This window comes from Kitasatospora sp. NPDC058492, assembly GCF_042720685.1.
Classification (GTDB): domain Bacteria; phylum Actinomycetota; class Actinomycetes; order Streptomycetales; family Streptomycetaceae; genus Kitasatospora.
This window is the reverse complement of record NZ_JBHXMU010000003.1, coordinates 128348-141215: the sequence shown is the minus strand read 5'-3', so window position 1 is coordinate 141215 and position 12868 is coordinate 128348. Positions and strand designations below refer to the sequence as shown.

Genomic DNA, 12868 nt, shown 5'->3' with positions numbered 1-12868 from the left:
GGGGAGTAATCTCCGCCTCATGCCCTCTGACCTCGCACTTGTCACCGACTCCACGGCCTACCTGCCGCAGGAGACCCTCGACCGGTACGGGATCACGGTGGTCCCGCTGAGCGTCGCGGTCGGTGACGCGGTCCTGTGCGAAGGCGTCGAGATCTCCCCCAAGGACGTCGCCGAGGCGCTGCGCGACAAGCAGCGGGTGACGACCTCCCGACCGAACCCCGAGGCCTTCGCCGCCGCCTATCGGGCCGCCGCCGAGGCCGGGGCGAAGGGCATCGTCTCGGTGCACATCTCCGGCGAGCTGTCCGGCACGGTGGAGGCCGCCCGGCTGGCGGCCGCCGAGGCGCCGGTACCCGTGCGGGTGGTGGACAGCCGACTGGTCGGCATGGCCCTCGGATACGCGGTGCTGGCGGCGGCCGAGGCGATCGCGGCCGGGCGGGACCTGGCGGAGGCGGCCGAGGCCGCCACCCGGCGGGCGGCCGTGACCAGCGGGTTCTTCTACGTCGACACCCTGGAACACCTGCGCAGGGGTGGCCGGATCGGGGCGGCGCGGGCGCTGCTCGGGTCGGCGCTGGCGGTCAAGCCGCTGCTGCACCTGGACGGGGGGCGGATCGAACCGCTGGAGAAGGTGCGCACCGCGTCGCGGGCGATCGCGCGCTTGGAGGAGATCGCCGTCGAGCGCTCGGGGGGCGGGGAGGTCGACATCACCGTGCACCACCTGGCGGCCGAGGAACGGGCCGAGCCGCTCGCGGAGCGGCTGCGGGCCCGGGTGCCGGGGCTGCGGGAGCTGTACGTGGGCGAGGTGGGGGCGGTGATCGGCGCGCACGTCGGGCCGGGGCTGCTCGCGGTGGTCGTCGCGCCGCGCTGAGCGGGCCGGGCGTGCCGTGTCGCGGGCTCTGGTCAACTCTTCGTGGCGCTGATCACTCGTGTGAGTGATCTGTTTTGTCCACAACCCCTGAGTTATCCACAGGGGTTCGGTAATTTCTGCGTACTCTGCCGAGGACTCCTACCGTCCTCGGCATGACGACCATGGGCCTGGGCGCGGCGAAGCGCCACGAGATCAACGAGACCGTCCGGCTGCGGATGGCGGCGCTGCTGCCGACCGGCGGCGGCGTCGCGGGCGATGGGGCGGGAGCAGAGGCCGGGGCGGGCGGGCCGGTGGGCTCCGGTGCCGCGATGGGCGCGCTCGCGTCGACCGGGCCGCCTTCGGGCGCGGTTCCGTCCGGGGCGGGGGAGCGGCCTCCGTCGGCGGGGCCTGTGCCGCCTGTGCCGTTGGAGCCGGTCAGGGCGGGCGGTGACGCGGATCCGCCGGGGCCGGGGGCCGGGTCGGGCCTTCGATTCGGCTCGGCGATGGCACTCGACCGGCGGGCGGTGGCCGGGTTGGCCGTCCTGCTGCTGTTCGCGGTCGGCTACGCCGTGCAGCACTTCTGGCTGGCCAGACCGCAGGCGGTGGCCGTGCCGGCGTTGGCGTCCGCCCCGGTCTCACCGGTCCCACCGGTCTCGCCGGGGGTGGAGGGGGTGGCGGGGGCGGCATCCGCGTCCGTGCCGACTCCGGCCTTGGGCCCGGGCCCGGCCGCGGTCTCGGTGGCCGATCCCGTCGGCCCCGGGGGTGGGGCGGTCGTCGTGGTCGACATCGGCGGGCGGGTTCACCTCGCCGGCCTGCACACCCTGCCGGGTGGCTCGCGGGTGGCCGACGCCCTACGGGCGGCGGGCGGTCCGCTGCCGGAGACGGACACCCGAAGCCTCAACCTGGCCCGGGTCCTGACGGACGGTGAACAGATCCTGGTCGGCGAGCCGGCTCAGGCCTCCGCCCCGGGAGCCGGAGCCGGCAACGGACCGCCGGCGGCCGGCACGCCCAGACCGCCCGTCAGCCTCAACCGCGCCGGCCTCGAACAGCTGGACACCCTCCCCGGCGTCGGCCCGACCCTCGCCCAGCGCATCCTCGCCTACCGCACGTCGCACGGCTCGTTCCGCACGCTCGACCAGCTCCGGCAGGTCAGCGGCATCGGGGCGCGCACGTTCGCGGAACTCCGTCCGCTGCTGACCCTCTGACCTCCCCGTCCGTCCCCTTGCCCGCCTGTTCTCCCGCCCGTCCGTCGTCGGCCGTCGTTGCTCGTCGTCGTCGTCGTTCGTCCGTCGCCGCCACCCGCCGAAGGGAGGTACCGCCGTGCCCGCCACCACCGAACCGAACCTGCCGAACCGCTCCACCGGTGCCGACTTCCGGCTGCTGCTTCCCGCCGTCTCGGCCTGGGTGGTGACGGCCGCGCTCCTCGGCCTGGAGCCGGGGTACGACGTCCTCGCCTTCGGCCTGGCGGGTGCCGCCGCGCTGGCGGCCGTCCTGCTCACCGGAGCCGCCGCCGCGGTGGCCACCCCGCTGCACACCGCCGATCTGCACCGGGGTCCGCTGCCGGAGCTCGTCCGAGCGGCCGAGCACGCCCCGCCGCGATCCCCGGGCGAGCCCGCTCGGGTGGTGGAGGCGGAGCTGACCGTCGCGGGGGACCCGAAGTCCCACGCGGCCCGGGGCGGGACCACCGGCGGGCAGACCCTCCTCACCGTCGACGCGGTGGCCGACCGGGTCACGCTCCTGCCGGACGGGCGCAGTACCCGGACGCGAACCCCGGTGACCGTCATGGTCCGGGGCGCGGAATCCGGGCCCTGGCAGGGGCTGCTCCCGTCGGAGCGGCTGGTGGTGGAGGCCGAGGTGCGGCCCGCGGGAGACGGCTACGACACCGAGTGCGCGGCGCTGCTGGTCGTCCACGGCCCGCCCCGCCGCCTCGCGCCGCCGAACCTGCCGCAGCGGATCGCCGGGCGGCTGCGTGCCGGTCTGCGCACGGCCAGCGACGGGCTCCCGCCGGACGCGCGCGGGCTGCTCCCGGGCCTGGTCGTGGGGGACACCTCGCGACTGCCCGACGACCTTGAGGACGCCTTCCGGGCCACCGACCTGGTGCACCTGGTGGCGGTGAGCGGGGCCAACCTGGCGATCGTCCTCGGCGCGCTGCTGGGCGCCCCGGGGCAGGCCGGCACCCCGGAACGGCGCGGGCTGGCCGCGCTGCTGGGGCTCTCGCTGCACACCAGCGCGCTGCTCGGGACGGCGCTGACGCTGGCCTTCGTCGCCGTCTGCCGGCCGGAGCCCAGCGTGCTGCGCGCGGCCGGGACGGGGCTGATCGGCATGCTCGCGCTGGCCACCGGCCGGCCCCGGCAGGCGGTGCCCGCGCTCGCCGGGGCGGTCCTGGTGCTCGTCCTGCTCGACCCGTTCCTGGCGCGTTCCTTCGGATTCCTGCTCTCGGTGCTCGCCACGGCCGGGCTGCTCGTCCTCGGGCCGCACTGGGCCGAGGCGCTGCGGTCCCGGCGCTGGCCGCACCACCTGGCGGGTGCCCTGGCGGCGACGGCCGCCGCCCAGGCCCTGTGCGCGCCGGTGACGGTGGTGCTGTCCGGGCACGTCAGCCTGGTCGCGATCCCGTGCAACCTGCTGGCCGAACTGGCGGTGGCCCCGGCGACCCTGCTCGGCTTCGGGGTGCTCGTGCTGCAGCCGCTCCTCCCGGACCTGGCCCGCCTGCTCGCGGAGCCGGCCGGAGTGCCGGTCGGCTGGCTCGCCCTGGTGGCGCGGCGCGGCGCCGAACTTCCGGGCGGCCAACTCTCCTGGCCGGGCGGGTGGTTCGGGACGGCGACGGTCGCGCTGGCCACCCTGGCGGCCTGCTGGGTGATGCCGCTCCTGCTGCCACGGCGAGCGCCGTCCGGCAAGCCCGTCCGTGCCCGGCGGCGGTGGGTGCGGGCGCTGGTGACGGGGGTGCTGCTCGTGGTCCTGCTGGCCGTGCTGCTGCGGCCACCGCAGCTCACCCGGATCGCGACCGGCTGGCCGCCGCCGGGGTGGCGGATGGTGATGTGCGACGTGGGCCAAGGGGACATGCTGGTGCTCGCGGCCGGTGCACCGGACAGCGCGGTGGTGGTCGATGCGGGGCCGGATCCGAACGCCGCCGACAGGTGCCTGCGGGATCTGGGTGTCACGGAAGTGCCGCTGTTGGTGGTGACGCACTTCCACGCCGATCACGTCGAGGGTGTGCCGGGGGTGGTCCGGGGCCGCCGGGTCGGAGCGATCGAGGGCACGACCCTGGACGATCCACCGGGTGAGGCGGCCCGGGTGGCGGGCTGGGCGGTCGGTGCCGGAGTCCCGCTGCTGCGCGCGGGGCGCGGTGAACGGCGCTCGGCGGGCCCGGCGTTGTCCTGGGAGGTGGTCTGGCCCGACGCCGGGGCGGCTGTCGAGGCCCCGGGGGCGAACAACGCGAGCGTCGCGCTGCTGGTGTCGGTGGCGGGCGGACTGCGGATGGCGTTGCTCGGGGACCTCGAACCGCCTGCCCAGTCGGCGCTGCTGGGCCGGTTGGGGCGGGTGGACGTCCTGAAGGTGGCGCACCATGGATCGGCGCATCAGGACTGGGCTTTGACCGGTGCGTTGCGTCCCCGGCTGGCATTGATCTCGTGCGGCGAGGGAAACGCGTACGGGCATCCGTCCGTGCGGACGGTGGACCGGCTGCGCGCGCTGGGTGCGAGCGTGCTGCGCACCGATCGGGTGGGCGACATCGCGGTGACGGGCGGATCGCCGGCCGTCCTCGGGGTGTCCGTGCACCCGCAGGCGGCGCACGAGGCGCGCAAGCCCCGCTCGCACGCTGCGGACGGAGCGCCCGCCTCCCGTACCGGGCGGGGCTCGCACACCCCGCGAGCCCCGCCCGGCTGACCCCGCCCTCCTCTCCTCCCAACCATCAGGTGGGGAAGGGAAAGGGGTTGGGGTGGGGAGGAGGGAGGGGGCGGGGGGCGGGGCGGGGCCCGGAGAACGATTGCGGCGCGCTCCGGGCCCCGCCCGGAGCGCGCCGAAGTACGGGCACCTGCGATGGCGCGTCGCACTCGACCATCAAGCGCGAGCTGTCGGCAGGGCCGGTCGGGTCAGCAGGAGATGTTGCCGCCGCCGACGTCGGTGCCGAGGATGCCGACGAAGTTCTGGAAGAGGTTGATGCGGTCGTTCCGCTCGTCCGGGTTCTTGCCGTCGCATTCGAGGGCGCCGTTGATGCTGCGGATGGTCTCGCCGAAGCCCCTGCCGTTGACGATGGCGTCGTGCGCGGTCATCGTCCCGGCGCCGCTCTGGGTGTCCCAGAACCAGAGGCCGGTCTTCCAGGAGACGGCGGAGTCCCGTTCCACCTGGTACGGGTCGTCCAGCAGGTCGATGTGCAGGGCGTCGCCCGCCGCCTTGTAGTTGAAGTTCCAGCTGATCTGGAGCGGGCCGCGCCCGTAGTAGGCGCTCTGGCCAGCCGGACAGCCGTAGGACTGCGAGGCGTCGCAGTAGTGGCTGTAGTTGGCGGTGTTCTGCTCGACGACGTACCGCAGGCCGCCGGTCTCGTGGCTGACGTTGGCGAGGAAGGCGGCCGCCTCCCGCTTGCGCGTCGCGTCGTCGCCGGTGGTGGCGAACCCGGGGTAGGCGCTCAGCGCATTGACCAGGCCGTCGTACGTGTAGAAGGAGTTCCGGTTCGGGAACATCTGGTTGAACTGGGCCTCGCTGACCACGAACCCGTCGGCGGAGGCGGGCGTCGCCGGAACGGCGACCGCCAGCCCGCTCGCGACTGCGGCGGCGCTCAGCACGGCCAGAACGCGGGACCGGGTCCGGGAGAGGGCGCGGGATACCGACATCTGCACTCCTTGGGTGGCGTGGACCGAGTCGCTGGGCCCCTGCGGGCAGCCGGCTCGGATGCGCGAAGATTCGTGGCCGAAGCAACGTTCGCAGAATGGCACGCACTTGGGGTGAGGAGGCGCGGAAGTGACGGTGAATCACTCGACAGGGGTGTGGCTCATCGAGGGTTGACGCCGCGGTGGCCGGACCCGGTGGCCTCGTGCTCCTCGGCCCGGAACGGGCGCAGCGCCGCGTCCGGGGCCCGTCCCCCCTCGCCCGTCCCTCTCGAAGACTCCGGGCCGGGCCCGGCCGGCCGGGTCAGCCTTCCTCGCGCCAGCCCTCGTGCTCGACGGCGATGGCGTCGAGGGCGCGCAGCAGGGCCGGGGTCCAGCCGTCCTCCGGGGGCTCGACGACGACCAGCCACTGGGCGTCCTCGGCGTCGTCCTCGCCGGCTAGGGCGTCCCGGACGAGGTCGAGCTCGCCGAGGTCGGGGTGGGCGGCGCTGAGCTCCTCGGAGGCGTCCTCGGCGGCGTCGCGGTCGGGCAGGACGAGCAGTTGCCGGGCGTGCGGGTCGTTGACGTCCGGCAGGTCGGTGGTGTGGTTCTCGGTCACCGGACCATTCTCCAGGTCGGGTGATCGGCGCGGTCGGGCAGGTCGGGTCGGGCAGGTCGGGCCGGAGAGGCGGGACCGGGCGGGACCGGGGGCGGGGGTCGCCCCGGGCGGGAGTGTCCGCGCCCCGTGGGATGCTGGTAGGCGATGGCCAGGAAGAGTGCACCCGACGACCTGCTCGCCCCGCTGACCCTCGCGGTCGGCCAGGAGGAGCTGCTGCTGGACCGCGCGGTCGCCCAGGTGGTGGCGGCGGCAAAGGCGGCGGACCCGGACACCGACGTGCGGGATCTGCCGCCCGGCAGCCTGCAGCCGGGCAGCCTGGCCGAGCTGACCACGCCGTCGCTGTTCGCCGAGCGCAAGGTGATCGTGGTGCGGGCCGCGCAGGACCTCTCCGCCGACTCGGTGAAGGAGGTCAAGGCGTACATCGAGGCGCCGGCCGAAGAAGTGATCATGGTGCTGGCGCACGCGGGCGGGGCCAAGGGCAAGGGCCTGCTGGACGCCGGGCGCAAGGCGGGCGGTCGCGAGGTGGCGTGCGCGAAGCTGACCAAGGCGAACGAGCGGCTGGCCTTCGTCCGGGGCGAGTTCCGTACGCTGGGCCGCTCGGCCACACCGGAGGCCTGCCAGGCCCTGCTGGACTCGCTCGGCAGCGACCTGCGCGAGCTGGCGGCCGCGTGCAGCCAGCTGACCTCGGACGTCGAGGGCGCGATCGACGAGACGGTGGTGGCCCGCTACTACAGCGGCCGGGCCGAGGCGACGGGCTTCGAGGTGGCCGATCTGGCGGTCACCGGCCGGGCCGCGGAGGCGCTGGAGCGGCTGCGCTGGGCGCTGGCGGTGGGCCAGCCGCCGACCGGCATCACCTACGCACTGGCCTCCGGCGTGCGTAGCATCGGGCGGCTGGCGACCACCGGGCGGAACATGCGTCCGGCGGACCTGGCCCGCGAGTTGGGCATGCCGCCGTGGAAGGTCGATCGGGTGCGCCAGCAGATGCGCGGCTGGACGGGCGACGGGGTGGCCACCGCGCTGACCGCGATCGCCCAGGCCGACGCCGCCGTCAAGGGCGGCTCGGACGATCCGGCCTTCGCGCTGGAGCGCGCGGTGGTGGCCGTCGCCCGGGCGGCCCGGGCCGGGTCCCGCCCGGCGTACTGACGGCGGCGGGGCCACCGGACCGGACCCAGGACGAGCCGGACCCGGCTACCCGCCGACCCACCTGCCACCGCCTACGTGCCCATCGAGCGGACGGTCCCCCAGACGCCGGCCCGCAGCGCCGCCGGAGCCCCGGAGCCCCGGAGCCCCGGAACCCCCGAGCCCCCGAGCCCCGGACACGCGTGACCGACGACAGCGGTCGGGCCGCGGAACGCGACAGGCGCCGCAGTGGGCCTCTGGAGAGAGGCCGACTACGGCGCCTGTCGTACTGCTTCGTACACCGCACCCGCGTGGCGAACGCAGGCCGCGTGCGGTGCGAGTCTCACGCGCCTCAGGGGTCCGGGTAGAGGGCCGGGTCCGTCCCGAGGCGGTGGGGGCCGAGGCCCCCGGGGCGTCAGGCCTGGGCGGCCGTGTTGACGCGCTTGGTGATGGCCGACTTCTTGTTGGCGGCCTGGTTGGCGTGGATGACGCCCTTGCTCACGGCCTTGTCCAGCGCCTTGGAGGCGGCGCGGGCCAGCACGGTGGCCTTCTCGGTCTCGCCGGCGGCAGCGGCCTCACGGGCCTTGCGCAGGGCGGTCTTCAGCGAGGACTTGACGGCCTTGTTGCGCAGGCGCGCCTTCTCGTTGGTCTTGTTGCGCTTGATCTGGGACTTGATGTTCGCCACGAAGGAGCCTCAGTCTTGTCTAAAAGGATTGAACGGGCTGCACCGCGCGGCCGCCGGGCAGCTGAGAGGGCATGCCGGGGCCAGGTGCAGCAGCCCACGCTACCAGGGGCCCGCCACCCGCCCCAAACCGGGAGCCCGGCCCCACGGCGGGTCGCCTGTGCAGTACTGGGTCGGCTACGCGCTGAGCACCGGCTCCCCGTAGTGCTCGACCTCCGGGAACGGCCGGTAGAAGTGGTGCAGCAGCTCCCGCCACTGCCGGTACTCGGCTGAGCGGCGGAAGCCCTCGGTGTGGTCCGCGAGCGTCTCCCATTCCACCTGGAGGAGGAATCGCGAGCCGCGTCCTTCGTCGAGGCAGCGCCGCAGGTGCAGGGAGCGGAAGCCCTGCTGGACGGCGATCAGGGGCCGGGCCTCGGCGAAGGCGGCGAGGAATTCGTCCTCCAGGCCGGGCAGGACGTCGAGCAGGGCGCTTTCGAGGATCACGGGGTGCCATCCTGCCGCCTGGCGCGGGCCCGGAGAAGGTCCGGGCGGACCGAACGGCGGTCCGCGCCGTGGTCGTGGGAAGATGGGAGGAACTATTTCGATCGGACGAGACTGTCCGGTCCCCGGGAAAACCGGTCAGCGATGACCAGGACACCCCCGGCCCCGGACCAACGGAGAATCGGACCAAGGTGCCCGCGACCCCCAGCAATGTGCCAGAGCCCAGCCGTACCGACCCGGCGCTGATCCGCAACTTCTGCATCATCGCCCACATCGACCACGGCAAGTCGACGCTCGCAGACCGGATGCTGCAGATCACCGGCGTCGTCGACCCGCGGCAGATGCGCGCCCAGTACCTCGACCGCATGGACATCGAGCGCGAGCGCGGCATCACCATCAAGTCGCAGGCGGTCCGCCTCCCGTGGGCGCCGAAGACCGGTCCGAATGCCGGGACGACGCACATCCTCAACATGATCGACACCCCCGGCCACGTGGACTTCACGTACGAGGTGTCCCGCTCCCTCGCGGCCTGCGAGGGCACCATCCTGGTGGTCGACGCGGCCCAGGGCATCGAGGCACAGACCCTCGCCAACCTGTACCTGGCGCTGGAGAACGACCTCACGATCGTCCCGGTGCTGAACAAGATCGACCTGCCGGCCGCCCAGCCGGAGAAGTACGCGGCGGAGATCGCGCACATCATCGGCTGCGACCCCTCGGACGTGCTGCAGGTCAGCGCCAAGACCGGCCTCGGCGTCGAGGACCTGCTGGACCACATCGTCAACACCATCCCGGCCCCGGTCGGCGTCAAGGACGCCCCGGCCCGCGCGATGATCTTCGACTCGGTGTACGACTCCTACCGCGGCGTGGTCACCTACGTGCGTGTCGTGGACGGGCAGCTCACCAAGCGCGAGCGGATCGCGATGATGTCCACCGGCGCCACCCACGAGCTGCTGGAGATCGGCGTCATCTCGCCCGAGCCGAAGGTCGCCGACGGCCTGGGCGTCGGCGAGGTGGGTTACATCATCACCGGTGTGAAGGACGTCCGGCAGTCCAAGGTCGGTGACACCATCACCTCGATGCACAAGGGTGCGACCGAGGCGCTGGGCGGCTACAAGGAGCCGCGCCCGATGGTGTTCTCCGGCCTGTACCCGCTGGACGGCTCGGACTACCCGCTGCTGCGCGACGCCCTGGACAAGCTGCGGCTGAACGACGCCGCGCTGGTGTACGAGCCGGAGACCTCGGTCGCGCTCGGCTTCGGCTACCGCTGCGGCTTCCTCGGCCTGCTGCACCTGGAGATCATCCGGGAGCGCCTGGAGCGCGAGTTCAACCTCGACCTGATCTCCACCGCCCCGAACGTGGTCTACCGGGTGGTCATGGAGGACGGCACCGAGCACATCGTCACCAACCCGAGCGAGTTCCCGACCGGCAAGCTTGCCGAGGTGTACGAGCCGGTCGTGCGCGGCACCATCCTGGCGCCCAACGAGTTCGTCGGCGCGATCATGGAGCTCTGCCAGTCCCGCCGCGGCAACCTCCAGGGCATGGACTACCTGTCCGAGGACCGGGTCGAGCTGCGCTACACCCTGCCGCTCGCCGAGATCGTCTTCGACTTCTTCGACCAGCTGAAGTCCAAGACCCGCGGCTACGCCTCGCTCGACTACGAGCCCATCGGCGAGCAGTCCGCCCAGCTGGTGAAGGTCGACATCCTGCTGCACGGCGACGCGGTGGACGCCTTCTCCGCGATCGTGCACAAGGACAAGGCCTACGGCTACGGCGTGATGATGGCGGGCAAGCTGCAGAAGCTGATCCCGCGTCAGCAGTTCGAGGTGCCGATCCAGGCGGCCATCGGCTCCCGGGTGATCGCCCGTGAGACGGTCCGCGCGATCCGCAAGGACGTCCTCGCCAAGTGCTACGGCGGTGACATCTCGCGCAAGCGCAAGCTGCTGGAGAAGCAGAAGGAAGGCAAGAAGCGGATGAAGATGGTCGGCCGCGTGGAGGTCCCGCAGGAGGCCTTCATCGCCGCGCTGTCCACCGACGCCGAGGCGCCGAAGGAAAAGAAGTAACCACAGGCGCGTGAGAGGGGCCCGGGCGGACAACCGCCCGGGCCCCTCCTCGTTCTCTCCGCCGGAGCGGGCCGCCGCAGTTTCCCCGCCGGAGCGGACCGCCGCAGCTTCCCCCGCCGCAGCTTCTCCCGCCGCAGCGCGCCGCGGACGAGGAGCCGGGGCGGTTCGGGCCCGCCCCGGCTCGGCGCCGGCGGTGTGCGGCGGTCAGTCCACCTCGGCCACGGCCTCCGCGAACTGCGCCTGGTACAGCCGCGCGTAGGCGCCGTGCGCGGCGATCAGCTCGTCGTGCGAGCCCTGTTCGACGATCGAGCCGTTCTCCATCACCAGGATCACGTCGGCGTCCCGGATGGTGGAGAGCCGGTGCGCGATCACGAAGCTGGTGCGGCCGGTGCGCAGCCGGGCCATGGCCCGCTGGATCAGCACCTCGGTGCGGGTGTCGACGGAGCTGGTCGCCTCGTCCAGGACGAGGATCGACGGCTGGGCGAGGAACGCCCGGGCGATGGTGATCAGCTGCTTCTCGCCCGCGCTGACCCCGGCGCCGTCGTCGTCGATGACGGTGTCGTAGCCGTCCGGCAGGGTGCGCACGAAGCGGTCGACGTGGGCGGCCTTGGCGGCCTCGACGACCTGCTCGCGGGTGGCTCCCTGGGCGCCGTAGGCGATGTTGTCGGCGATGGTGCCGCCGAACAGCCAGGTGTCCTGGAGCACCATGCCGATGCCGGAGCGCAGGTCCTCGCGGGACATCGCGGAGACGTCGACCCCGTCGAGGGTGATGCGTCCGGAGCTGACCTCGTAGAACCGCATCAGGAGGTTGACCAGGGTGGTCTTGCCGGCGCCGGTGGGGCCGACGATGGCGACGGTCTGGCCGGGTTCGACCTTGAGCGAGAGGTCCTCGATGAGCGGCTTCTCGGGGTCGTAGCGGAAGGACACGTCCTGGAAGGCGACCCGGCCGTGGATGGTGTCGGGCCGCTCGGACACGGCCGGTTCGGGGGTCTGCTCGGGGGCGTCCAGCAGCTCGAAGACGCGCTCGGCGGAGGCGACCCCGGACTGCACCAGGTTGGCCATGCTGGCGACCTGGGTGAGTGGCTGGCTGAACTGCCGCGAGTACTGGATGAACGCCTGTACGTCGCCGATGGACAGCGCGCCGCTGGCCACCCGCAGGCCGCCGACGACCGCGACCAGCACGTACTGCAGGTTGCCGATCAGCATCATCGCGGGCTGGATGATCCCGGAGATGAACTGCGCCCGGAAGCTGGAGGTGTACAGCGCCTCGTTGTGCTCGCGGAAGGTCTCGGCGGACTCGCGCTGGCGGCCGAACACCTTGACCAGGGTGTGGCCGGTGTACATCTCCTCGATGTGCGCGTTGAGTTGGCCGGTGGACTTCCACTGCTGGACGAACTGGGGCTGCGCCCGCTTGCCGACCTTGGCGGCGACGACCACCGACAGCGGCACCGAGACCAGGGCGATCGTCGCCAGCAGCGGGGAGATCCAGAACATCATTGCCAGCACGCCGACCACGGTGAGCAGCGAGTTGACGACCTGTCCCATGGTCTGCTGCATGGACTGGCTGATGTTGTCGATGTCGTTGGTGACCCGGCTGAGCACCTCGCCGCGCGGCTGCTTGTCGAAGTAGCTGAGCGGCAGTCGGGCGATTTTGGCCTCGACGTCCTGGCGCAGCCGGTAGCCGGCCCGCTGGATCGCCGTGGTGGCCAGCCGGCCCTGGACGATGCCGAACAGAGCGGAGGCGAGGTAGATGACCAGCACCCAGAGCAGGACGGTGCCGATGGCGCCGAAGTCCATGCCCTGGCCGGGGGTGAAGTCCACCGAGGAGAGCAGGCCGGCGACGCCGCCCTCGCCGTGGGCGCGCAGCCCCTCGACGATCTGCGCCTTGGAGGTGCCGGGTTCGAAGCGGGCGCCGACGACGCCGGCGAAGATCAGGTCGGTGGCGTTGCCGAGGACCTTGGGGCCGGTGACGGCGCAGCCGATGCTGAGCACGCCGAGGGCCAGCACGCCGGAGATCAGGTTGCGTTCGGGGCGTAGCAGGGCGAGCAGCCGCTTGCCGGAGCCCTTGAAGTCCATGGACTTCTCGGTGCCCTGGCCGCCCATGAAGCGGCCCGGTCCGGCGGGGCCGCGGCGGGCGGCGGCGGCCTGCGAGTCGCTGGGCAGTTCGTCGGCGGGGTCCGCGGCCTTGGTGTCCGGGTCGGGCTGTGTGGTGTCCGTGGTCTCGGGGTCCGCAGTTCTGGTGTCCGCGGCCTCGGGGTCCGCTGT

The 12868-nt window shown here is 73.0% G+C and carries 10 protein-coding genes; 5 read left to right on the top strand and 5 right to left on the bottom strand.

What is annotated here, in order from left to right; genetic code table 11:
- Positions 1–19: 19 nt before the first annotated feature.
- The 3 genes from ACFWPI_RS03360 to ACFWPI_RS03350 all read left to right on the top strand — a co-directional run bounded on the left by ACFWPI_RS03360 (position 20) and on the right by ACFWPI_RS03350 (position 4726).
- A complete protein-coding gene (locus ACFWPI_RS03360; RefSeq protein WP_063347537.1) occupies positions 20–865 on the top strand; it encodes a DegV family protein in 846 nt (281 codons plus the stop codon).
- 152 nt (positions 866–1017) lie between these two features.
- Positions 1018–2049, top strand: a complete 1032-nt coding sequence (locus tag ACFWPI_RS03355; protein WP_380378494.1) for a ComEA family DNA-binding protein — start codon at positions 1018–1020, stop codon at positions 2047–2049.
- A gap of 115 nt (positions 2050–2164) precedes the next feature.
- On the top strand, positions 2165–4726 hold the full coding sequence (locus ACFWPI_RS03350) for a ComEC/Rec2 family competence protein (RefSeq protein ID WP_380378496.1): 2562 nt from the start codon (positions 2165–2167) through the stop codon (positions 4724–4726).
- Between the two features lie 206 nt (positions 4727–4932).
- Here ACFWPI_RS03350 and ACFWPI_RS03345 read toward each other — a convergent pair whose 3' ends face one another.
- Positions 4933–5670 (bottom strand): chitinase, encoded by a 738-nt coding sequence (locus tag ACFWPI_RS03345; RefSeq protein ID WP_380378498.1) that lies wholly within the window; start codon positions 5668–5670, stop codon positions 4933–4935.
- A gap of 298 nt (positions 5671–5968) precedes the next feature.
- Positions 5969–6262 carry a hypothetical protein gene (locus tag ACFWPI_RS03340; protein WP_350878232.1) on the bottom strand — a complete coding sequence of 98 codons (294 nt, stop codon included), beginning with the start codon at positions 6260–6262 and terminating at the stop codon, positions 5969–5971.
- 144 nt (positions 6263–6406) lie between these two features.
- Between ACFWPI_RS03340 and holA the strand changes: the two genes are divergently transcribed.
- Positions 6407–7405 (top strand): DNA polymerase III subunit delta, encoded by a 999-nt coding sequence (gene holA / locus ACFWPI_RS03335; RefSeq protein ID WP_063347534.1) that lies wholly within the window; start codon positions 6407–6409, stop codon positions 7403–7405.
- Positions 7406–7796: 391 nt separating this feature from the next.
- On the opposite strand, the gene rpsT is transcribed toward holA, so the two are convergent.
- Together rpsT and ACFWPI_RS03325 are read right to left on the bottom strand one after the other, a co-directional pair.
- Positions 7797–8066: a 30S ribosomal protein S20 gene (rpsT, locus tag ACFWPI_RS03330; protein ID WP_063347533.1), complete on the bottom strand. Its 270-nt coding sequence runs from the start codon at positions 8064–8066 to the stop codon at positions 7797–7799.
- Positions 8067–8240: 174 nt separating this feature from the next.
- Positions 8241–8546, bottom strand: a complete 306-nt coding sequence (locus tag ACFWPI_RS03325) for an antibiotic biosynthesis monooxygenase family protein (RefSeq protein ID WP_380378501.1) — start codon at positions 8544–8546, stop codon at positions 8241–8243.
- Positions 8547–8734: 188 nt separating this feature from the next.
- On the opposite strand from ACFWPI_RS03325, the gene lepA reads away from it, so the two are divergent.
- Positions 8735–10603, top strand: coding sequence for a translation elongation factor 4 (lepA, locus tag ACFWPI_RS03320; protein WP_079135577.1), 1869 nt, complete (start codon positions 8735–8737; stop codon positions 10601–10603).
- Between the two features lie 204 nt (positions 10604–10807).
- On the opposite strand, the gene ACFWPI_RS03315 is transcribed toward lepA, so the two are convergent.
- Positions 10808–12706, bottom strand: a complete 1899-nt coding sequence (locus ACFWPI_RS03315; RefSeq protein WP_380378511.1) for an ABC transporter ATP-binding protein — start codon at positions 12704–12706, stop codon at positions 10808–10810.
- Between the last annotated feature and the right edge of the window lie 162 nt (positions 12707–12868).